General features: G+C 68.7%; 18 protein-coding genes. 14 read left to right on the plus strand and 4 right to left on the minus strand.

Annotation, left to right across the window (positions count from 1 at the left end; all coding sequences use genetic code 11):
• Positions 1–2: 2 nt before the first annotated feature.
• From HV798_RS28910 to HV798_RS28930, 5 genes are read left to right on the plus strand one after another with little or no spacing between them, the layout of a single operon-like run.
• Positions 3–1184 (plus strand): acetyl-CoA C-acyltransferase, encoded by a 1182-nt coding sequence (locus tag HV798_RS28910; protein ID WP_175195956.1) that lies wholly within the window; start codon positions 3–5, stop codon positions 1182–1184.
• A gap of 11 nt (positions 1185–1195) precedes the next feature.
• Positions 1196–2398 carry an acyl-CoA dehydrogenase family protein gene (locus HV798_RS28915; RefSeq protein ID WP_025137920.1) on the plus strand — a complete coding sequence of 401 codons (1203 nt, stop codon included), beginning with the start codon at positions 1196–1198 and terminating at the stop codon, positions 2396–2398.
• 9 nt (positions 2399–2407) lie between these two features.
• Complete coding sequence (locus tag HV798_RS28920; RefSeq protein ID WP_175195958.1) at positions 2408–3541, plus strand: acyl-CoA dehydrogenase family protein; 1134 nt, start codon at positions 2408–2410, stop codon at positions 3539–3541.
• Positions 3542–3558: 17 nt separating this feature from the next.
• A complete protein-coding gene (locus tag HV798_RS28925) occupies positions 3559–5490 on the plus strand; it encodes an acyl-CoA synthetase (RefSeq protein WP_175195960.1) in 1932 nt (643 codons plus the stop codon).
• A 38-nt stretch (positions 5491–5528) separates the two neighbouring features.
• Entirely contained in the window at positions 5529–6515 is a 987-nt protein-coding gene (locus HV798_RS28930) for a tripartite tricarboxylate transporter substrate binding protein (protein ID WP_175195962.1), read from the plus strand.
• Between the two features lie 101 nt (positions 6516–6616).
• On the opposite strand, the gene HV798_RS28935 is transcribed toward HV798_RS28930, so the two are convergent.
• Both HV798_RS28935 and HV798_RS28940 read right to left on the minus strand, forming a co-directional pair.
• Positions 6617–7666 carry a D-cysteine desulfhydrase family protein gene (locus HV798_RS28935; RefSeq protein WP_175216617.1) on the minus strand — a complete coding sequence of 350 codons (1050 nt, stop codon included), beginning with the start codon at positions 7664–7666 and terminating at the stop codon, positions 6617–6619.
• A 176-nt stretch (positions 7667–7842) separates the two neighbouring features.
• Positions 7843–8754, minus strand: a complete 912-nt coding sequence (locus tag HV798_RS28940) for a LysR family transcriptional regulator (protein ID WP_175195967.1) — start codon at positions 8752–8754, stop codon at positions 7843–7845.
• A 145-nt stretch (positions 8755–8899) separates the two neighbouring features.
• On the opposite strand from HV798_RS28940, the gene HV798_RS28945 reads away from it, so the two are divergent.
• The 4 genes from HV798_RS28945 (at position 8900) to HV798_RS28960 (ending at position 12736) form a co-directional block, all read left to right on the plus strand.
• Positions 8900–9874, plus strand: a complete 975-nt coding sequence (locus HV798_RS28945) for a tripartite tricarboxylate transporter substrate binding protein (RefSeq protein ID WP_175195969.1) — start codon at positions 8900–8902, stop codon at positions 9872–9874.
• A gap of 74 nt (positions 9875–9948) precedes the next feature.
• The gene (locus tag HV798_RS28950; RefSeq protein ID WP_175195971.1) at positions 9949–11355 is read left to right on the plus strand and encodes a dipeptidase; all 1407 of its coding nucleotides are present in this window, start codon (positions 9949–9951) and stop codon (positions 11353–11355) included.
• 139 nt (positions 11356–11494) lie between these two features.
• Positions 11495–12181: a GntR family transcriptional regulator gene (locus HV798_RS28955; protein ID WP_175216618.1), complete on the plus strand. Its 687-nt coding sequence runs from the start codon at positions 11495–11497 to the stop codon at positions 12179–12181.
• A gap of 108 nt (positions 12182–12289) precedes the next feature.
• Positions 12290–12736, plus strand: coding sequence for a universal stress protein (locus tag HV798_RS28960; protein WP_025137911.1), 447 nt, complete (start codon positions 12290–12292; stop codon positions 12734–12736).
• A 71-nt stretch (positions 12737–12807) separates the two neighbouring features.
• Here the strand turns inward: HV798_RS28960 and HV798_RS28965 are convergent, their stop codons facing one another.
• Positions 12808–13683: a LysR family transcriptional regulator gene (locus tag HV798_RS28965; RefSeq protein ID WP_175195973.1), complete on the minus strand. Its 876-nt coding sequence runs from the start codon at positions 13681–13683 to the stop codon at positions 12808–12810.
• A gap of 100 nt (positions 13684–13783) precedes the next feature.
• Here HV798_RS28965 and HV798_RS28970 point away from each other — a divergent pair, with 100 nt between their 5' ends.
• Positions 13784–15328, plus strand: coding sequence for an MFS transporter (locus HV798_RS28970; RefSeq protein ID WP_175195975.1), 1545 nt, complete (start codon positions 13784–13786; stop codon positions 15326–15328).
• 33 nt (positions 15329–15361) lie between these two features.
• On the opposite strand, the gene HV798_RS28975 is transcribed toward HV798_RS28970, so the two are convergent.
• The gene (locus HV798_RS28975) at positions 15362–16654 is read right to left on the minus strand and encodes a cystathionine gamma-synthase family protein (protein WP_025137908.1); all 1293 of its coding nucleotides are present in this window, start codon (positions 16652–16654) and stop codon (positions 15362–15364) included.
• A gap of 179 nt (positions 16655–16833) precedes the next feature.
• Between HV798_RS28975 and HV798_RS28980 the strand changes: the two genes are divergently transcribed.
• The 4 genes from HV798_RS28980 to HV798_RS28995 all read left to right on the plus strand — a co-directional run bounded on the left by HV798_RS28980 (position 16834) and on the right by HV798_RS28995 (position 20234).
• Positions 16834–17313, plus strand: a complete 480-nt coding sequence (locus HV798_RS28980) for an Lrp/AsnC family transcriptional regulator (RefSeq protein ID WP_029953882.1) — start codon at positions 16834–16836, stop codon at positions 17311–17313.
• 119 nt (positions 17314–17432) lie between these two features.
• Entirely contained in the window at positions 17433–18551 is a 1119-nt protein-coding gene (locus HV798_RS28985; protein ID WP_175195977.1) for a porin, read from the plus strand.
• Positions 18548–19261 (plus strand): ABC transporter ATP-binding protein, encoded by a 714-nt coding sequence (locus HV798_RS28990; protein ID WP_175195979.1) that lies wholly within the window; start codon positions 18548–18550, stop codon positions 19259–19261. Before HV798_RS28985 ends, HV798_RS28990 begins: the two co-directional genes overlap by 4 nt.
• 43 nt (positions 19262–19304) lie before the next feature.
• Positions 19305–20234, plus strand: coding sequence for an ABC transporter substrate-binding protein (locus HV798_RS28995; protein ID WP_217481200.1), 930 nt, complete (start codon positions 19305–19307; stop codon positions 20232–20234).
• The last annotated feature ends 35 nt before the right edge of the window (positions 20235–20269 follow it).

Raw genomic sequence — 20269 nt, forward strand, 5'->3', positions numbered from 1 at the left:
ACATGCGCGAAGCCGTCATCGTTTCCACCGCCCGCACGCCCATCACCAAGGCGCAGCGCGGCGAATTCAACCTGATCGCCGGCCCCACCCTGGCCGCCCACGCCGTGCGCGCCGCCGTCGAGCGCAGCGGCATCGACCCGGCCCTGATCGAAGACGCCATCCTGGGCTGCGGCTACCCCGAAGGCGCCACGGGGCGCAACATCGGCCGCCAGGCCGTCATCCGCGCCGGGCTGCCCGTCAGCATCGGCGGCGCCACCGTCAACCGCTATTGCGCCTCGGGCCTGCAGGCGATTGCGTCGGCGGCCGCGCGCATCGTCATGGACGGCGCGCCCGCCATGATCGCGGGCGGCATCGAATGCGTCTCGCACATCCGCACCCGCGACGACGGCGTGAGCGGCATGGACCCCTGGATCGTCGCCAACAAGCCCGAGCTGTACCTGCCCATGATCGAGACCGCCGACATCGTCGCGGCCCGCTACGGCATCAGCCGCGAAGCGCAAGACCGCTTCGCCGTGCAAAGCCAGGCGCGCACCGAAGCGGCCCAGGCCGCCGGCCGCTATCGCGAGGAAATCATCGCCGTCACCACCACGATGTCGGTCACTGACCGCGCCACCGGCGCCGTGACCGAGCGCGAAGTGACGATCGACAAAGACACCTGCAACCGCCCCGGCACCACCTACGAAGCCCTGGCCGCATTGGCCCCGGTGCGCGGCGCCGGCCAGTTCGTCACGGCCGGCAACGCCTCGCAGCTGTCCGACGGCGCCGCGGCCTGCGTGCTGATGGAAGCGGACGAAGCCAAGCGCGCGGGTATCCGGCCGCTGGGCGCCTTCCGCGGCCTGGCCGTGGCTGGCTGCGAGCCCGACGAAATGGGCATCGGCCCGGTCTACGCCGTGCCCAAGCTGCTGGCCCGTCATGGCCTGAAAGTCCAGGACATCGACCTGTGGGAACTGAACGAGGCCTTTGCCTCGCAGGCGCTGTACTGCCAGGAACGCCTGGGCATCCCCATGGACCGCCTGAACGTGGACGGCGGCTCGATCGCGCTGGGCCACCCGTTCGGCGTCACCGGCGCCCGCCTGGCCGGCCACGTGCTGATCGAAGGCCGCCGCCGCGGCGCCCGCTACGCCGTCGTCACGATGTGCGTGGGCGGCGGCATGGGTGCGGCCGGCCTGTTTGAAATCTACTGAGGAAACGCGTCATGGATCTGGAATTCACCCCCGAAGAAAACGCCTTCCGCGATGAAGTGCGCGCCTTCCTGGCCGCCCACCTGCCCACGCGCCTGTCGGACAAGGTCATACAGGGCAAGCTCCTGGCGCGCGCCGACATGGTCGAGTGGCACGCCATCCTGAACCGCCAGGGCTGGCTGGCCAGCCATTGGCCCGTCGAGCACGGCGGCACCGGCTGGAGCACCACGCAGAAGTTCATCTTCGACAACGAATGCGCCCTGGCCGGCGCGCCGCGCATCGTGCCGTTCGGCCTGAGCATGCTGGGCCCGGTGCTGATCAAGTACGGCAACGAGGCCCAGAAGCGCCACTGGCTGCCGCGCATTCTGGATGGCACCGACTGGTGGTGCCAGGGCTATTCCGAACCCGGCGCGGGCTCGGACCTGGCCTCGGTCAAGACCACCGCCGTACGCAGCGATGACGGCAGCCACTACATCGTCAATGGCCAGAAGACCTGGACCACCCTGGGCCAGTACGCCAACATGATCTTCTGCCTGGTGCGTACGTCCAGCGAAGGCCGGCGCCAGGAAGGCATCAGCTTTCTCCTGATCGACATGGCCAGCCCGGGCATCGAAGTGCGCCCCATCATCACGCTGGACGGCGAACACGAAGTCAACGAAGTGTTCTTTTCCGACGTGCGCGTGCCGGTCGAGAACCTGGTGGGCGAAGAGAACCGCGGCTGGACCTGCGCCAAGTACCTCTTGACCTACGAACGCACCAACATTGCCGGCGTGGGCCAGTCCACCGCCGCGCTCGAACGCCTGAAGGCGGTGGCGGCCAGCCAGAAGAAAAACGGCAAGCCCCTGGACCAGGACCCGGACTTTGCCGCCCGCCTGGCGCGGGTGGAAATCGAACTGGCCAACATGCGCACCACCAACCTGCGCGTGGTGGCGGCCGCGGCCGGCGGCGGCGCCCCCGGCGCGGAAAGCTCGATGCTGAAGATTCGCGGCACCCAGATCCGCCAGGAAATCACGGCGCTGAACCGCCGCGCCATGGGCCCCTACGCCCGCCCCTTCGTTCCCGAAGCGCTGCACGACGGCTACGATGCCGCGCCCATCGGCCCGGACGGCGCCGACAGCGCCGCGGCGCAGTACTTCAACAACCGCAAGCTGTCGATCTTCGGCGGCTCCAATGAAATCCAGAAGAACATCATCTCGAAGATGATCCTGGGACTGTAAAGGCCGGCCATGAACTTTGAACACACCGAAGACCGGCGCATGCTGTCCGACATGCTGCGCCGCTTTGTCGCAGAGCAATACGACTTCGCCACCCGCGAACGCAACGCCAGGCTGCCGCAGGGCTACAACCCCGACTTCTGGCGCCGCTACGCCGAACTGGGCGCCATCGGCGCGCTGTTCGCCGAAGAACACGGCGGCCTGGGCGGCGCGGGCTTTGACATCACGGTGGTATTCGAGGCGCTGGGCCGCGGCCTGGTGCTCGAACCCCTGCTGGACGCCCTGATGGTGGGCAGCGCCATCGCGCAGGCTGGCAACGCCGCGCAACGCGAGGCGCTGGACGGCCTGATCGCCGGCAGCATCACCGCCGCGCTGGCCGCGGCCGAACCGCAATCCGGCTACGCGCTGTCCGACGTGCGCACGCGCGCCGAACGCAGCGGCGACGGCTGGGTCCTGAACGGCGCCAAGGCCGTGGTGGCGGCGGGCGAGCATGCCGACCTGTTCCTGGTGTCGGCCCGCAGCGCCGGGGCCGACGACGACGAGGCCGGCATCAGCCTGTTCCTGGTCAGCGCCGGCACGCGGGGGCTGACGGCGCGCGGCTATGGCCTGATCGACGGCGGCCGCGCGGCCGAACTCACCTTCGACCAGGTCACCCTGGGCCCGGACAGCCTGCTGGGCGAGGCCGGCGCGGGCTTCGCCTTGCTGGAACACGCCACCGGCCGCGGCATGCTGGCGCTGTGCGCCGAAGCCGTGGGCGCCATGGACTGCGCCCGCGACGCCACGCTGGAATACCTGCGCACGCGGCGCCAGTTCGGCGTGCCCATCGGCAGCTTCCAGGCCCTGCAGCACCGCATGGCCGACGTCCTGCTCGAAATCGAGCAAGCGCGTTCGGCGGTCATCAACGCCGCCGCGGCGCTGGACCACCCCGACCGCGTCACCCGCGAACGCGCGCTGTCCGCCGCCAAATACACCATCGGCCGCATCGGCACGCTGGTGGCCGAAGAAAGCATCCAGCTGCACGGCGGCATCGGCATGACCTGGGAACTGCCGCTGGCGCACTACGCCAAGCGCCTGGTCATGATCGACCACCAGCTGGGCGACGAAGACCACCACCTGCGGCGCTACATCGCGCTGGGGCAGGCTTGAATGGCAAGGATGCAACCATGACCCAGGCCTACGCTGCCCCGCCCATCGCCCGGCCCTTTTCGGCGCCGTTTCCAGTCAAGACCGCCGCCGACGTCGCACGCCTGGCGGCCCGGCCGCTGGCCGACACGCTGACGGTGCAAAGCACCTACGAGATCTTCCGCAACTCGGCCGCGGCCTTTGGCGCGCGCACGGCGCTCACCTTCCTGCGCAGCGCCGACCCGGACGACACGCCCATCCACTGGAGCTACAACGAACTGCTGGCCGGCATCCACCAGACCGCCAACCTGCTGCACAGCCTGGGCGTCGGCCCGCGCGACGCCGTGGGCGTGCTGCTGCCCGGCTGCCTGGAGTACCACCTGGCGCTGTGGGGCACCGAGGCCGCGGGCATCGTGCAGCCCCTGAATCCGCTGCTGACCGAAGACAAGCTGGTCTCGCTGTTGACCACCGCGGGAGCCAAGGTGCTGATCGCCTACGGCTCGGACGTCGAATGCGGCGCCTGGTCCAAGGCGCTGCGGCTGGTCGAACGCGTGCCGTCCCTGAAGACCCTGCTGCGCGTAGCGCCGCACGACGAAGCGCCCGACCAGTGCCCCGCCCTGCCGGACTTCGCGCAGGACTTCAACGCGGCGCGGGCCGGGCAGCCGATGGACAGCCTGGTCAGCGAACGCGTCATCCGCGCCGAGGACGTGGCCGCGTACTTCCATACCGGCGGTACCACCGGCGCGCCCAAGCTGGCCGTCCACACCCACGCCAACCAGGTCTTCACCGCCTGGGCGGCCGTGCAGCTGCAAGGCGCGGGGCCGGGCGACGTGGTGATCAACGGCTATCCGCTGTTTCACGTGGCGGGCGTGCTGCCGGCGTCGCTGGCCGCGCTGTCGGCCGGCGTGCAGACCATCATTCCCACCACGCTGCTGCTGCGCAACCGCGACGTGCTGCGCAACTACTGGCGGCTGGTCGAGCGCCACTGCGCCACATCCCTGCAAGGCGTGCCCACCATCCTGGCGGCACTGGCCGACATTCCGCTGGCCGGGGCCGACATTTCCTCGCTGCGCTATTGCCGCACGGGCGCCGCGCCCTTGCCGGCCGAGCTGGCCGCGCGCTTCGAACGCCTGTTCGGGCTGCACGTGAATGAAAGCCTGGGCATGACCGAAATGGCCGGCATCACGTCCATCACGCCGCCCGGCGCGCGCTTTCCGGTCAATTGCGTCGGCTTTCCGCTGCCTTATGTGCAGGTGCGCGTGGCCAGCCTGGACACGCCCGCCGGCCAGCCGGCACGCGACCTGCCGCCGGGGCAGCCGGGCATGCTGCTGTTCAAGTCGCCCAACGTCATTCCGGGCTTTCTCGACCCTGAGGACACCGCGCGCGCCTTCACCGACGACGGCTGGCTGATCAGCGGCGACGTCGGCGTGCTGGACGCCGAGGGCCGCCTGCACCTGCAAGGCCGCGCCAAGGACCTGATCATCCGCAGCGGCCACAACATCGACCCCAAGACCATCGAAGACGCGCTGGCTACGCACCCCGCGGTGCACATCTGCGCCGCCGTCGGCGCGCCCGACCCGTACGCCGGGGAACTGCCCATCGCCTTCGTCACGCTGGCCGAGGGCGCGGACGTGTCCGAGGCCGACCTGGTGGCCTATGCCGCCGCCCATGTCGACGAAGGCCCTGCGCGGCCCAAGCGGGTCATCGTGCTGGAACACATGCCCATGACCAACGTGGGCAAGATCTACAAGCCCGATCTGCGCCGCCTGGCCACGGCGGTGTCGGTGCAGGCGGTGGTCGAGCGTGTGCTGCAAAGCGCCGGCCTGCCGCCGGACAGTGCTGTCTTGCGCGTGCTGGCCGACGCGCAACCTGACGTCGCCGTAGAAGTCGACGCAACCGCCCCCGCGCCGCTGAAGGAGCAGCTGCGCGAGGCGCTGGCCCGTTTGCCGGTCAAGGTCGCCGTGCACGGCTGACGACTGCCCCCATAAAAAACACTGGAGACAACCCCATCATGGTCCACCAACCCCTGCGCCGCACCTGCCTGGGCGCCCTGCTGCTGGCGCTGGGCGGCGCCCTGCTCGCGCCCGCCGCGTCGGCGCAAAGCGCCTTTCCCACCAAGCCCATCACCGTGATCGTGCCGTTCCCGGCCGGTGGGTCCACCGACCGCCACCTGCGCATCGTGGCGCAGGACGCGTCCAAGTACCTGGGCCAGACGGTCATCATCGAAAACCGCCCCGGCGCCGGCGGCACGCTGGGCCCGGCCACCATGTCGCGCACCGCCAAGCCCGACGGCTACACGGTCGCGCTGTACACGCTGGCCATGCTGCGCATGCCCTACATGCAGAAGACCACCTGGGACCCGATCAACGACTTCACTTTCATCATCGGGCTGTCGGGCTATACCTTTGGCGTCACGGTGCGCGCCGATTCGCCGTTCAAGACCTTCAACGAATACATCGAGGCCGCGCGCAAGAACCCGGGCAGCGTCGATTACGGCTCGACCGGCGTGGGGTCATCGCCCCACCTGTTGATGGAAGAGGTTGCCCTCAATGCCAAGGTCAAGCTGAACCACGTGCCCTACAAGGGCAACGCCGACATGCAGCAGGCGCTGCTGGGCGGCCACGTCATGGCGCAAAGCGACGGCACCGGCTGGGACCAGTTCGTGGACTCGGGCAAGATGCGCCTGTTGGTCACCTTCGGCGAAAAGCGCACCACCCGCTGGCCCGACGTGCCGACCGCGCTGGAACTGGGCTACAAGGTCAGTTCCACGTCGCCCTACGGCCTGGCCGGCCCCAAGGGCATGGACCCGGCGGTGGTCAAGGTGCTGCACGACGCCTTCAAGAAGGCCTTGCTCGATCCGGCCAGCCTGGACGTGATGAAGCAGCTGAACCAGGAACCCGTCTACCGCGACAGCGCCGACTACAAGGCGTGGGCCCAGGCCACCTACACGAAGGAAAAGGGCCTGATCGAGTATCTGGGGCTGATGGCCAAGGATTGATCCCACCGCGCGACGGGCGGCTTCGGCCCGGCGTGCGAAGGGGCCAAAGGCCAGGGGTCAAGGCGGGGCTTGGCGTGCAGCCTGGCCCCGCCTTGTCGTTTTCAGAAGGCGCTTTTGTACGCGTACAGGCCCGGGGCGCCGCCCGTCATCACGAACAGCACGGCGGAATCCGGCGCATGGTGGCCGGCGCGCACATCGGCCAACAGGCCCGCGAAGGCCTTGCCGGAATACACCGGGTCCAGCAGCAGCCCTTCGCTGCGCGCCAGCAGTTCCACCGCCTCGACCATGGCCGGGGTGGGCACGCCGTAGCCCGGGCCGCGCTGGCTGCCGTCCACCACGATATCGGCCGGCGCCAGGGCCTCTGGCGCGGCTTGTTCTGCATCCGGCCCGGCCTGCAGCAGCGCCAGCGTGGCGGCCGTGAGATCCAGCGTCTTGGCGTGGGCCACCGACTGCTCGGCCAGCGTGGTGAACGATTGCACCGTGGTCGCCGGCTTGCCCGCCGCGATCATGCCCGCGGCCAGCCCGGCATGCGTGCCGGCGCTGCCGTTGGCCACGACCACGCGGGTGAATTCCACGCCGGATTCGCGCGACTGCGCCAGGATTTCCAGCGCGCAGGCCGCGTAGCCCAGCGCACCGGTCGGCGTGGACCCGCCCAGCGGCGCCAGGTAGACGCGGCGGCCGGCCAGTTCCAGCGTGCGCACGCGTTCCAGCGCCGCGGCCATGGCATCGGCGCCGGCCGGCAGGTCGTGCACCACCGCGCCCAGCAGGCGGTTCAGCAGCATGTTGCCGTTTTCTTCGTAGTCGACATCGCTGCGCGGCACCACCCGGCCCAGCACCAGCTCGCAGGCCAGTCCGGCGCGGGCGGCAGCCGCCGCCGTCAGGCGTGCGTGGTTCGATTGCAGCCCGCCCACGGTCACGACCGTATCGGCCCCCATGCCGCGCGCCTCGCCCAGCAGGAATTCCAGCTTGCGCAGCTTGTTGCCGCCGCCGCCCAGCGACATGTGATCGTCGCGCTTGACGTACAGGCGCACGCCGTTGGCTGCCGCGCCCAGGGCCGCTTCCAGGCCGGCCAGGCGCTGGATCGGCGTGTGGCCGTCCAGCAAGGCGTAACGGGGAAAGCGCTGCAGCGCAGCCGCAAGATCAATGGGCATGGAAGGGTTCCGAAAAGCAAGGATGAAGGCGGGCCGGGGATAGCCCAGAAGTCGGTGCGGCATTCCCACAGAGGACGCCGACAGACCCCAGCAGGATACGCCAAGACCGCTGCGCGATTCATCACGCCTGCCTGGCGGATTGTGCAGCGGCCGGCATGAATCGCAGCCCCGCCGCCTCAGGGCGGGGACAATTCCCCTGCCGCCAGGCCGATCTGGTCAAAACAGATTTCGCGTGCGATGCGGGTGGCGGGGCTTTCGCTGCGGCCGCGCAACGTGACGAAGGCGAAGTGCGCGGCAATGTCGAAGTCGGCCGGCGGCGGCACGCGCGCCAGCGCACCGTGCGCGATCTGCGCGGCTGCCGACGCCAGCACGCCCAGGAATACGGCATCCGACTGCGCGGCAATATCCAGCAGGCACGCGATGTCTTCGCTTTCCCGGTGCAGCGCAAAGCCATCCGGCCTGGCCGCGGCGACGCGCCGGGCGATCTCGGGCGACAGGCCGGTGGACATCACCGGATACGCCAGCACCTGCGGCAGCGACGGCCGCGCGCCTTTGAGCAGCGGATGGCCGGGCCGGCAGACAAAGCCCGAGGCCAGCGCCGGCATGGGCGCCACGTCCAGGTCGGCGTCGTTGTCCAGCGTGCGCACATGCACCACCAGCGCATCCAGCGTGCGTTCGCGCAGGCTGACCAGCAGCGAATCGGTGGGCCCGCGCGACAGCTTGACCCGCAGAGCGGGGTGGGCGTGCAGCATGCGCCGCATCAGCGGCACGCTGAGCAAGGCGCTGGGCGCGGCGCCCAGGCCCAGCGCCACCGAACCGGTCTGCCCTTGCGCCAGCATCTCGGCTTCGCGGCGAATCTCGTGCACCTCGGCCAGCACACGGCGGGCGCGCTGCGCCACCTGCCGCCCCAGCGGCGTAGCCTCGTTGCGCTTGCCGATGCGGTCCACCAGCGGCGCGCCCAGCTCGGCTTCCAGCAACTGGATGCTGCGGCTGAAGGCCGGCTGCGACAGGTGCAGCGATTCGGCCGCGCGGGTGAAAGAGCCGGTTTCTAGCAGCGCCACCAGGTGGGCCAGTTGCGACAGGTTCATGAGCGGATCGCCTCGTCAGGGTGGCAAGAAACCATGCAGATAACCATGCATAAAACGCATTGTAATCAGCCAATCAATCGATTGGACAGATGAAATGCAGGCTTCTAGCATTCTGGAAAACACAACGACACCCCAAGGGACCTTCATGAAAAAGCTGCTGTTTTCCGCTGTTGCCATCCTGGCCGCGCTGGGCGCGGGCGCTGCCTGGGCCGACGAATACCCCGCCCGGCCCGTCTCGCTGATGGTGCCCTACCCGGCCGGCGCCGCCAGCGACATCACCGCCCGCGCGCTGCAAGGCCCCATGGCCCAGGCGCTGGCCGGCCAGGTCATTGTCGAAAACCTGGGCGGGGCCAACGGCGCGCTGGGCGCCAACCGCGTGCTGAGCGCGCGGGCCGACGGCTATTACCTGTTCCAGGGGTCGCCCAACGAACTGATCCTGGCCGGTCTGACCAACAAGTCCGTCAGCTACAAGCCGGATGCGTTCCGGATGATCGCGCCGGTGGCGACTTCGCCCTATGTGGTGGTGACCCGCGCCGACCTGGGCGCGGCCAACGTCGACGAACTGGTGGCCATGGCGCGCCAGCGCAGCGTGCCGCTGACGTACGGATCGGGCGGCGCCGGGTCGATGATCCACCTCATCACCGAAGCCTTGTCGCGCCGCACCGGCATTGCGCTGACGCACATTCCGTACCGTGGCGGCGCGCCGCTGATCACTGACATGGCCGGCGGCCAGATCGACTTCGCCATCATGCCGTACCAGGCCAACTATGACGACCTGCGGCGCGAGGGCCGCCTGAAGATCATCGGCACGCTGAACCGCGAACGCCTGGCGGCGCTGCCCGACGTGCCCAGCGTGCAGGAAAGCGCCAGCCTGAAAGACTTCAACTACACCATCTGGACCGCCTACCTGGTCAAGCAGGGCACGCCCGACGCGGTGGCGCAGAAGCTGCATGCCGCCGTCACCGCGTCGCTGGCCGACCCCGCGGCCCGCAAGACGCTGCTGGCCCAGGGCAAGATCCTGTTCGATCCGCAGACCCTGGCCGACAGCGCCGCCTTCTATGCCGAACAGACCGCCGCCCTGACCGAACTGGTGCGCGCCAGCGGTTTCACGGCGGACTGAGCCCCCGGCTGTTCCGCTTCCTGGCCCCCGCGCGGCCGCCGCCGGGGCCTGCATTCCGACTCATGGAGTTCCGCATGTCCGACACCCTGATCCAGCCCGTGCTGGCCCGTCTTGAAGAACGCCAGCCGCTGATCGAGCATTGGCTCAAAGCCTTCCTGCGCATTCCCAGCGTCAGCGCCGATCCGGCCTTTGCGCCGGGCATGGCCCAGGCGCGCGAATTCCTGTGCGAACGCCTGCGCCGCGAAGGCCTGGCCAATGTGCAATTGCTGGACGGCGGCGGCGAAGCGGCCGTCTACGGCGAATGGCTGGGCGCACCCGGCAAGCCCACGCTGCTGATCTACGGCCATTACGACGTACAGCCGGCCGACCCGCTGGACCTGTGGCGCACGCCGCCCTTCGAGCCCACCGAGATCGATGGCCGGCTGTATGCCCGCGGCACGTCCGACGTCAAAGGCTCGACCACGGTGGCGCTGGAAGTCGTGTTCGCCTATCTGGCCACGCTGCGCAGTTGCCCGGTCAACATCAAGGTCTTCCTCGAAGGCGAAGAAGAAACCGGCAGCCCCACGCTGCGCACGCTGATCCAGCGCCACGGGCCGCTGCTGGCCGCCGACGCGGTGCTGTCGGCCGACGGCGGCCGCGCCAGCGCCGAGGTGCCCACCATCAACACCGGCGCGCGCGGCAACGCGGCCCTGGAAATCCGCCTGCGCACGGCCGACAAGGACCTGCATTCGGGCCGCTACGGCGGCGGCGTGCGCAACGCGCTGCACGAAATGGCGGCCCTGCTGGCCACGCTGCACACGCCGGATGGCCGCGTGGCGGTGGCCGGTTTTGACGACGACGCCACGCCGCCCACGCCGCGCCAGCGCCAGGACACCGCGGCCTTTCCGTACGACGAAGCCGCCTTCTTCACCGACGTGGGCGCGGCCAGCCACGGCGAACCCGGCTACAGCCCGCGCGAACGCATCACGCTGCGGCCCGCGCTGGACGTGAACGGCATGTGGGGCGGCTACACCGGCGCGGGCACCAAGACCATCATCCCATGCGAAGCCTCGGCCAAGCTGACGGTGCGTGTGGTGCAGGGCCAGGACCCGGCGCGCGTCATTCGCGCCGTGCTGGCGCACCTGCAAGCCGCCTGCCCGCCCGGCTGCGCGCTGGACGTGACCGCGCTGACGGACGGCTCGCCCGCGTCGACCCTGGCGCCCCGGCATCCGCTGGTGCAGGCGGCCAGCGATGTGTTGCGGGCCAGCGCCGGCCAGGAACCGATCCACGTGCGGTTGGGCGCCAGCGTGCCGATCACATCGGTGTTCAAGGAAACGCTGGGCATCGACACGCTGATGTTCGGCTTCAACCTGCCGGACGAAGACGTGCATGCGCCCAACGAGTTTTTCCGGCTGGGTTCGATCCGTGAAGGGGTGCAGGCCTGGACGCGGCTGCTGGATGCCTTGAGCCGCTATGCCCCGGCGGCGTTCAGGGAAGGTTGAGGGCAGGCAGGGCCGCCAGGCGCAGTCATCCGCAGTCGCGCACAAGTTTGGTATGCAATAAATGTTGCCTTTCCTGTACGCGTTTTTGCTAGACTGACTGCCCTGCGTTCTCCCCTGTCGGCCGTTGTCGCCGCGCCCAATGACCGAGCAAGCCCTTCCCGACCCCAGTGCCGACGATATCGCCCGCGCCATCGCGGCCGCCATCGTGGCCCACCGCCTGCCCCCGGGCACCCGACTGCGTGAAGAGGCCCTGGCGCGGGTCTACAAGGTCAGCCGCACCAAGATCCGCGCGGCGCTGTTGATGCTGTCCAAGGACAAGCTGATCAACATCGTGCCCGACAAGGGCGCCTTCGTCAGCAAGCCCGACGCCAACGAGGCGCGCGAGGTCTACGCCGTGCGCCGCATCCTGGAAGCCGCGCTGGCGCGCGAATTCGTGGCCCGCGCCACCGCCGCCGACTACCGCCGCATCGACGCCCACCTGGCCGAGGAACGCGCGGCCGTGGAAGGCGGCGACGTGCAGGCGCGCAACCGCCTGCTGGGCGACTTCCACATCCTGCTGGCCGAAACGGTGGGCAATTCGGTGCTGACCGGCATGCTGCGCGAACTGTCGGCGCGCAGCGCCGTCATCACCGTGCTGTACCAAAGCTCGCACGACGCCAGCTGCTCGTCGCGCGAACACCATGCCTTCATCGAAGCCGCCCGCGCGGGCGACACCGAACGCGCCTGCGCCCTGATGGACGAGCACCTGGAACACGTGCAGACCGCCCTGGACTTCAATGAAGACGACCGCGTCGGCGGCGACCTGGTGACCGCCCTGCTCAGCTGAGGTGCGCCGGGTTTGATCCCGCGCAAACCGCGCCGCGCGCCTGCCCGATACAGTGTTACGTAGACGGCCGCCATTCGCGGGGGCCGCGGCACAAGCACGGGAGACACCATGTACAAGCACATCCTCATCCCCACGGACGGCTCGGCCCTGTCCACCGAAGGCGTCGTCAATGCCCTGAACCTGGCCCGCGCGCTGGGCGCCCAGGTCACCATTCTGACCGTCGAAGAACCCTTTCATGTGTTTGCCATGGGCGCGGCCCAGGTGGCCCACAACCTGAACGAATACCAGGACCAGATCCGCGCCCAGGCCGAACGCCTGCTGAGCGCGGCAGCGTCCCAGGCGCGCGAAGCCGGCGTGCCGTGCGAAACGCTGCGCGCCACGCATGAAGACCCGTACCAGGCCATCATCGACGCCGCCCGCGAGCGCCACTGCGACCTGATCGCCATGGCCTCGCACGGCCGCCGCGGCATGGCCGCCGTGGTGCTGGGCAGCCAGACGCAGAAGGTGCTGGCGCATTCCACGACGCCGGTGCTGGTCTACCGCAAGAAGGGCTGACGCCTGGCGGCCGCCAAGGCCGCTTTGGCAAGCGCCGCGCCTTCGCCCGGCCAGTCCGGACGGGCGCGGATTCACGCCCCAGTTCGCAGCAACTGCCCCATTCTTTCCTGCAGCCACCGTTCGGTCGGGCTGGGGCTGCGACCCTGCAGCCATAGCGTGCGCACCGACAGCGGCGGCAGGGACAGCCCCGCGCACGGCACGCTGACCAGATCGTTGCGATAGCCCTCGTATTCGGCGATGTTCAGCGGCAGGATCGCCCAGCCCAGGCCGTCGGCCGCCATGGCGGCAATGCTGTAGAAGCTGTCCGAGCGCCAAGCGGACGGGCTCATCACCACGTCCTGCACGCCGTCCATCTGCATCACCAGCTGGCGATGCCGCGCCAGATCGTTGCGCGTGACTTCGGGCAGCGCCGCCAGCGCATGCCCGCGCGCCACGAAGATGCCCTGCCCCACGTCGCCCAGATAGCGATGCGCGAACGCCGCCCCCGGGTCGCCGCGGTCGAAATGAAACGCCACGCTGGCGCGGCCCTGCTGCACGTAGTCGGCCACTTCGGTGGCCGTGCCGTTCAGCTGGGTCAGTTCCAGCGCCGGAAAGCGCGCCGACACTTCCTTGACCAGCTCGCCCAGCACCAGGTAGGGCAAGGCTTCGTCCAGCGCCACGCACAGGCGCGCATCCTGGCCGGCGGCAAACGACAGCGCGCGTTGCTCCAGCCCCGCCGCCTGGCGCAGCAGTTCGCGCGCCTCTTGCAGCAGCACGTCGCCTGCCTGCGTCAACGTGGCATTGCGGTGCGAGCGGTCGAACAGTTCCACCCCCAGGTCGGCCTCCAGCAGGCCCAATGACGTGCTGACGGCCGATTGCGCGCGGCCCAGTTGCCGGGCCGCCGCCGAGAACGAGCCCGCGTCGGCCGCCGCCACGAAATGCCTCAACTGATCCAGCGTCCAGTTCATGGTTCCTCCTGCCCACACAATCCATCTATTTTATAGATGCAATCAAACTTTTTATAGAAATTATGTAGATAGATAATGGCGGTCTTACAGGAGCATCCCTATGACGCAGCGGAACCTTACCCACGCTGTCGCCCCAGCCGCCCCCGGCCGCTGGCTCGTGCTGGCCATCGTGTCCAGCGCCCTATTGCTGATCGTCGTGGACATGACGGTGCTGTACACCGCCTTGCCCCGGCTCACGCACGAACTGGGCGTGACGGCCTCGTCCAAGCTCTGGATCGTCAACATCTACGCCCTGGTGGTTTCCGGCCTGCTGCTGGGCATGGGCACCCTGGGCGACCGCCTGGGCCACAAGCGCCTGTTCATGATGGGCCTGGTGGTATTCGGTGCGGCCTCGCTGGCTGCGGCCTATTCGCCCAACCCGGGCGCCCTGATCGCCGCGCGCGCCGTGCTGGCGATCGGCGCGGCCATGATGATGCCGGCCACGCTGTCGATCCTGCGCCTGACCTTCACCGACGAACGCGAGCGCGCCGTCGCCATCGGCGTGTGGGCCTCGGTGGCCTCGGGCGGCGCGGCGCTGGGCCCGGTCATCGGCGGCGTCCTGCTGGAACACTTCTGGTGGGGCTCGGTGTTTCTCATCAACCTGCCCATCGTGCTGCTGGCGCTGCCGCTGGCGCGCCGCTACATCCCGGCCAGCCGCCCCGACCGCCAGCGCCCCTGGGACCTGACCGGTTCGCTGCAGGTCATGGCGGGCCTGATCCTGACCGCGTATGCCCTGAAGGAACTGGGCCGCGCCCAGCCGTCCTGGCTGCAGGCCGGGCTGGCCTGCGCGGGCGGCGCCGCGATGCTGGCGGTGTTCGTGCGGCGCCAGCGCGCGCGGCCCTATCCGCTGATCGACTTCGCCATTTTCCGCAACCCCAGCTTCAGCTCGGCGGTGGCGTCGGCGCTGTTCGCCGCGGCCGCCCTGCTGGGCATGGAACTGGTCTTCAGCCAGCGCCTGCAACTGGTGCTGGGCATGTCGCCGATCCAGGCCGCGCTGTACATCCTGCCCTTGCCGCTGGCCGCCTTCATTGCCGGGCCGCTGGCGGGCTGGCTGCTGTCGCGCGTCAGCGGCGCGCGGCTGCTGTTCGTGTCGCTGCTGGTGTCGGGCCTGGGCATGGGCGGCTACCTGTTCAGCTACGACGGCGCGCTGGCCGCGCAGATGGCCAGCCTGTGCGTGCTGGGCGTGGGCATCGGCGCCACCATGACGGCCGCGTCCAGCACCATCATGCAAAGCGCCACGCCGGAACGCGCCGGCATGGCCGCGTCCATCGAAGAAGTCTCGTACGAACTGGGCGGCGCGCTGGGCGTGACGCTGATGGGCTCGATCCTGTCGGGCGTCTATGCCCACACGCTGGATGTGCCGGCGGGCCTGCCGGCCGCCGGCGCGGGCGCCGCGCGCGACAGCCTGGACGAAGCCCTGATCGTGGCCGAGGGCCTGTCGGCCGACCTGGGCGCCTCGCTGGCGCATTTGGCCCGCACGGCTTTCGATGCCGGCTACGCCGTGGTCATCGCCACGGCCACCGTGATGCTGCTGGGCACCGCCGTGCTGGTGCTGCTGAACCGGCTGCGCGGCGATACCCGTTCACGCGGCGCGACGGCGGGCTGATCCTGCCGCCATCGCCGCCGCGCTGGCCGTCGGCTACTTCATGGCGGCGGTGCGAAAGGCCTGATCCATGTCGGCGATCAGGTCTTCTTCGTGCTCCAGGCCGATCGAAATGCGGATCAGGCCTTCGGACACGCCGGCCGCGTCGCGCTCGGCGGCCGGCACGCCCGAATGCGTGGTGGACGCGGGATGGCACACCAGCGACTCGGTGCCGCCCAGGCTGACCGCCGACTTGAACAGGCGCAGCGCGTTGATGAAGCGAAACGCCTTGGGCCGCCCGCCGTCCAGCACGAACGCAAAAGTCGACCCCGGCCCGGTGCACTGGCGCTTGTAGACGGCCTGGTAGGCGTCGTCCGCGATCATTTCCGGATGGAAGATCTGCACCTTTTCATGCGGATTGCCCGCCAGCCACTGCGCCACCTTGGTGGCGCTGCGCGCAGCCTGCTTCATGCGCAGCACCACGGTTTCCATCGAGCGCGTGATCATCCAGCACGAATGCGGGTCCAGTTGCGATCCGAAAGCGCTGCGGATGGCGCGCACTTTCTTGATCAGGTCTTTCGAGCCCGTGACGGCGCCGGCCACCAGGTCGCTGTGCCCGCCCACGTACTTGGTCAGCGAATACACGCACAGGTCCACGCCATGCTCGGCCGGCTTCTGGAAGATGGGGCCCAGCAGCGTGTTGTCGCACACCGAGATCGGGCGGTAGCCGTGGCGCGACGCAAACGCGTCCAGCTCGGCCGTCATGGCCTGGAAGTCGATCAGCGCGTTGGTCGGGTTGGCCGGCGTTTCCACGTAGAACAGACGCACCGGGCCCTTGGCCGCGGCGGCTTCCAGCGCATCGCGCATGCTTTGCGCCGACAGGCCGTCGTGGATCGGATGCGAGCCGATGCCCCATTCCGGAAAGATCTTGGCGATCAGCGTTTCGGTGCCGCCATACAGCGGCACGGACTGCACCAGCTGGTCGCCGGGGCGCAGGAAAGCCAGGAACACCGCGCTGATCGCCGACATGCCGCTGGACGTCACCGCGGCGTCTTCCGAGCCGTCCAGCAACGACAGGCGGTCTTCGACGATTTCCAGGTTGGGATGGTTGAAGCGGCTGTACACCAGCCCGGCCGATTCACCCTGCGGCAAGGGCTTGCGGCCCGACACCAGGTCGAAGAACTCGGCGCCGTCTTCGGCCGACCGGAAAGCGAAGGTCGACGTGAGGAACACCGGCGGCTTGACCGCGCCTTCGGACAGGAAGGGATCGAAGCCGTACGACATCATCTGCGTTTCCGCGTGCAGCGGACGGCCGAAGATGTCTTTCTTGTGATAACTGGAATAGCTCATGGTGTGCCTCTCTTTGGGGGAATTGCGGCATGCCTGGCGGGCGCAATGCGCGTTCGGACACGATAGCGCCGCCCGCCGGGCGATGCAGCGAGTATGGGCCGCCCCGGCCACAATTTTCTTTCCATTTCTACTGCCGAAATCGGATAATTGGAAATATCGTTTCTCTTAACACCAGAACCATGAAAGACACTGCCTTGTTACATCAACTTGACGCGATCGATTGGAAAATCATGAAAATCCTTCAAGAAGATGGCCGCCTGTCCAACGCCGAACTGGCCGAACGCGTGTCGCTGTCCGCCTCGCCTTGCTGGAAGCGCTTGAAGCGCCTGGAAACGTCTGGCGTCATCCGCGGCTACCAGGCCATCCTGGACCGCCGCGCGCTGGGCATGGGGGTGGTGGCCTTCGTCAGCATCTCGCTGGAAAACCACACCGAGAAAACCTGCCACGCCTTCGAGGCCTCGGTGGCCGCCATGCCCGAAGTGCTGGCCTGCCACAACACCACCGGCCAGCACGACTATCTGCTGCACATCGTGGCGCGCGACTTCGACGCCTATTCCGAATTCGTGCGCAACCGCCTGCGCACGCTGCCCGGCGTGAAGGAACTGCTCAGCACGCTGTCGATGCACGAAGTGAAGTCTTCGACCAAGCTGCATCTGTAGCGCACACCGCGCCTTGCCCCTTGCACCAGAAAACCACAGCCGCCAGGAGTGTCATGAAGCTGTAGCGACCGAAAAATAGAGTGTCGATTCCGATTGAATCCCAAAGAGGACTTCCTGTTATGAAATCGACTCTCCGCATTGCGGCGGCTGGCGCCTGCCTGTCCGTCTTCGCTCTCTCCCCCGCCCTCTCGGCGGCGGCCACCGCCACCTCGGTTCAGCTCTACGGCTTGATCGACACCGGCCTGCAATACGTCAACAACGGTCCGGGCGGCAACAGCAAGACCGGCATGGCCACGGGCAATCTCAGCGGTTCGCGCTGGGGCCTGCGCGGCACCGAAGACCTGGGCGATGGCCTGTCCACCGTGTTCGTGCTGGAAAACGGCTTTGATTCCGACAACGGCACCACCATGCAGGGCGGGCGCCTGTTCGGCCGCCAGGCCTACGTGGGCCTGGCCAGCAAGGAATGGGGCCGCCTGACGCTGGGCCGCCACAACACGCTGATGATCGAATGGATGAGCAAGTACAACCCGTTCGACAACGCCAACTTCTCGATCAAGCGCCCTGACGCGGCGTTCTCCGACCGCACCGACAACGCGGTGATGTACGTCGGCAAGTTCGGCCCCGTCTCGGTCGGCGGCTACTACAGCTTCGGCTGGAACAACGAACAATCGTTCGACGACAAGACGCTGGGCCGCATGATCGGCGGCGGCGTGCGCTATCAGTCCGGCGGCCTGGACGCCGGCCTGCTGTACCACTCCAAGAACGCCGACAAGCCGGCCAAGGGCGCCAACAGCGACAACCGCGAAGACCGCATCGTGGCCGGCGTGTCGTACGACTTCGACGGCTTCAAGCTGTACGGCGGCTACCGCTGGCTGGAACAGAAGCTGACGCAGCGCAACTACAAGAACAACCTGACCTGGCTGGGTTTCACCTACCTGCCGGTGCAGAACAACCGCCTGTCGTTCACCGTGTACCACCTGGACGATGCCGTGTGCGACGACATGAACAACGCCGTCTGCCCCGCCGCGCAAGCCGCGGGCACCGGCCAGAAGTCGACCATGTTCGTGCTGGGCAACGAATACGACCTATCCAAGCGCACTACGGTGTATGCGGTGGCGGCCTACGCGGTCAACGACGACAAGTCGTCGCAGAGCGTCATCGGCGGCAAGTACGGCGCCAACGTCGAGCCGGGCAAGAACCAGTTCGGCCTGAACCTTGGCCTGCGGCACCGGTTTTGAGCGCGCTTGATCCTACCGCGGGCGGCACGGCGATCGCCGTGCGCGGCCTGCGGCACGCCTTCAACGGCCACACCGTGCTGGACGGCGTCGACCTGGACGTGCCCGCGGGCACCGTCCTGGCGCTGCTCGGCCCGTCGGGCTGCGGCAAGAGCACCCTGCTCAAGGCCCTGGCGGGCTTGCTGCGGCCACAGTCCGGCCGCATCGAGTTCGGCGGCGCCACCGTCTGCGACGCGCAGCGCCACGAGCCGCCGGAACGCCGCGGCCTGGGCATGGTGTTCCAGGACTACGCCCTGTGGCCGCACCTGAGCGTAGCGCAGAACGTCGCCTTCCCGCTGGAAATGCGCGGCGTGCCGCGGCGCGAGCGGCCGGCCCGGGTGCAGGAAGCCCTGGCCCTGGTCGGCCTGCACGAGCACGCCACGCGCCGCCCGTCGGACCTGTCCGGCGGCCAGCAGCAGCGCGTCGCGCTGGCCCGCGCCATCGTGGCGCGGCCGCGCGTGCTGCTGTTCGACGAGCCACTGTCCAACCTGGACCGGGCCCTGCGCGAATCGCTCTGCGTCGAGATCGGCGCGCTGCTGCGCCGGCTTGGCACCACCGCCGTCTATGTCACCCACGACCACGAGGAAGCCCATGCCCTGGCGCACACGATCGCCCGCATGGCGCACGGCCGCATCGCCGACCTTGTCATGTCCAAACCCCAGGACTCTGCCTAAAATGCCCCACGCACCCCTTTCAAAACTACTCGCTACGTTCTTTATGACGCTTTCGTTCGGATTGGCCTCGGGCCAGGCCAAGGCGCTTACCGTTTACACCGCGGGCCCCGGCGGCCTGATCAAGCAATTGGCCGCGGGCTTCCAGGAAAAGACCGGCATCAAGGTCGACGTGTTCCAGGCCACCACCGGCAAGGTGATGGCGCGCCTGGAAGCCGAGGCCGCGAACCCGCGCGCCGACGTGCTGATCTCGGCCTCGTGGGACACCGCGCAAGACCTGGACCAGCGCGGCTGGCTGCTCGCCTATGAAAGCCCCAACGCCGCCCAGGTGCCGGCGCGCTTCAAGACCCCGACCTACGTCGCGCAGGGCATTTCCGCGCTGGGCATCGTCTGGAATTCGCGCAGCGGCACGCCCGAACCGCGCGACTGGTCCGACCTGACCGGCCCGCAGTTCAAGCAGGCCGTCACCACGCCCGACCCGGCGCTGTCCGGCGCCTCGCTGGACCTGCTGCTGGGCCTGCAAAGCGCCCAGGGCGAAGCCGCCTGGAAGCTCTTTGAAACGCTGCGCGACAACGGCATGACGATCTCGGGCCCCAACGCCCAGGCGCTGACGCCGGTGCTGCAAGGCGCCAAGGCGGCAGTGTTCGGCGCGGTCGACTACGTGTCGTACGCCAGCGTCGAGAAGGGCGAATCCATCAAGGTCATCTTCCCGTCCAGCGGCACCGCCATCGCGCCGCGCCCGATGATGATCCTGAAGACCACCAAAGCGCCCGACGACGCACGCAAGTTCATCGACTACGTGCTGTCCGAAGACGGCCAGCGCGCCGTCGCCGACGCCTGGCTGATGCCCGCGCGCCAGGACGTGGCGGGCAAGCGGCCCCTGTTCAAGGACCTGGCGCTGCTGCCCGAGACCGCCCCCGGCGCCAATCGCGCCGAGGTGCTGGCCCGGTTCGCCCGCCTGTTCGGCCAACACTGACAGGCCGGGATGCCGGCCCGCCCGGCATCCCCACC

It is taken from the genome of Achromobacter deleyi, assembly GCF_902859705.1.
Taxonomy (GTDB): Bacteria; Pseudomonadota; Gammaproteobacteria; order Burkholderiales; family Burkholderiaceae_B; genus Achromobacter; species Achromobacter deleyi.